General features: G+C 37.9%; 2 protein-coding genes and 1 tRNA gene. 1 reads left to right on the forward strand and 2 read right to left on the reverse strand.

All coding sequences use genetic code 11. The features are described 5' to 3' along the window. Positions 1-21: 21 nt before the first annotated feature. A complete protein-coding gene (locus tag P20480_RS00785) occupies positions 22-324 on the reverse strand; it encodes a DUF6172 family protein (RefSeq protein WP_006792356.1) in 303 nt (100 codons plus the stop codon). 195 nt (positions 325-519) lie between these two features. After that, on the reverse strand, positions 520-1,047 hold the full coding sequence (locus P20480_RS00780) for a VC2046/SO_2500 family protein (RefSeq protein WP_008132997.1): 528 nt from the start codon (positions 1,045-1,047) through the stop codon (positions 520-522). Between the two features lie 112 nt (positions 1,048-1,159). Here P20480_RS00780 and P20480_RS00775 point away from each other — a divergent pair. Beyond that, positions 1,160-1,244: transfer RNA gene (locus P20480_RS00775), tRNA-Tyr, on the forward strand. The last annotated feature ends 58 nt before the right edge of the window (positions 1,245-1,302 follow it).

The raw sequence follows: 1,302 nt of genomic DNA on the forward strand, positions 1-1,302 counted from the left end.
GATATGCACAAACGCTAATTATTACTCGTCGTTATCAAGGTCTAGCTGTTGACGCTGTGCAGGTTTTGCCAATATTTCTAAGTAAAAAGACATCAATTCTTGCTTTTCAATATCGCTAATACAGTTGCTGATTTCAGCTACATGAACCACTTGCGCATCTTCAACCGTTTTACCAAACTTACAGTCAAATGCCCAATAATCTGCATCTTCTGGTAGAGTTTTGTTGCGCTCTCTTTTCAAATATTTTTTCACTTCATGCTTTGCAGCATCAACCATACGAGGGTATTTGATTTTCTCGTGATTTAGCGTGAATGTTTTCTTCATTACGTTCCTAATTACCTTGGTTTAATGATAACGGCATTCATGTCATACCATTTGAAGCCATTATAGCAATTGCATTTAATTTTTGGATGCTTTTTTTACATTAAATCAATTTTTAGTCAATTCGGATTTGGTGCAGTCGTAAAATTTAATCAGTGATGGGTAGTGTAACTAGACACTATTTGATGAAATCATAAATTATGCCATCGTCAAATGTAATGGTTCACGCTGATTTACGTCTGTTAGAACGTCATAAAAGCCTGCGACATCCATTTTTGGATTATCTATTTCTATTTCGTCTTTTTGTAAACGCCTGCGCACAGCAAGTTCACAATTATCTATAATGGGTAGGGGTATGTGGTTTACATCATCTCTAATCGAAAAGGGCTCAGGGTTTAAACACTGATTTAGCTTTATATCGGCCATGCCTTTATTCTCACCAATCAAAGACAAACGCTGTGCATTAAACTGCCCAATTAGCATATTAAATTCACTGGGTGCTAATGGCTGCTTTGGTCCTGCTCCTAATTGCTCTCTTAACTGCGCTTCTTGAGTTGTGTTATCTTCAATTTCACTTTTAGGTAAATGAAATTGACTAAAATCTAAAGCATCTTGTGAAAGCATTGCTAACAGCAATGAAAATTCACCACGGCGGTCTGCATGTACACTTTGGTTTAACCGAGTACTTAATTGCTGCTCTGTGATTAACAAATCATCGATTTGCATAGACTTTAGCCGATTGGAATGAGTAATGAATATTTATCGGCTTTATTTAAATTTTCTTTAGCTTTTTTCTTTACTTAAAGGCACATTTTGCTATTATCAGCGCCGTTGCATTGGAGGGGTTCCCGAGCGGCCAAAGGGATCAGACTGTAAATCTGACGGCTCAGCCTTCGCTGGTTCGAATCCAGCTCCCTCCACCACTTTTCTTACCGCTAAGTTAAGTGGGGCCAAATGTAACAAAAATAGTGTGGAGGGGTT

Source organism: Pseudoalteromonas sp. BSi20480, assembly GCF_000241365.1.
GTDB classification, from domain to species: Bacteria; Pseudomonadota; Gammaproteobacteria; order Enterobacterales; family Alteromonadaceae; genus Pseudoalteromonas; species Pseudoalteromonas marina.

Excerpts from the sequence above, each read along its gene's own strand:
- P20480_RS00785 (WP_006792356.1), bottom strand. The coding sequence starts at position 324 with ATGAAGAAAACATTCACGCTAAATCACGAGAAAATCAAATACCCTCGT.
- P20480_RS00780 (WP_008132997.1), bottom strand. The coding sequence starts at position 1,047 with ATGCAAATCGATGATTTGTTAATCACAGAGCAGCAATTAAGTACTCGG.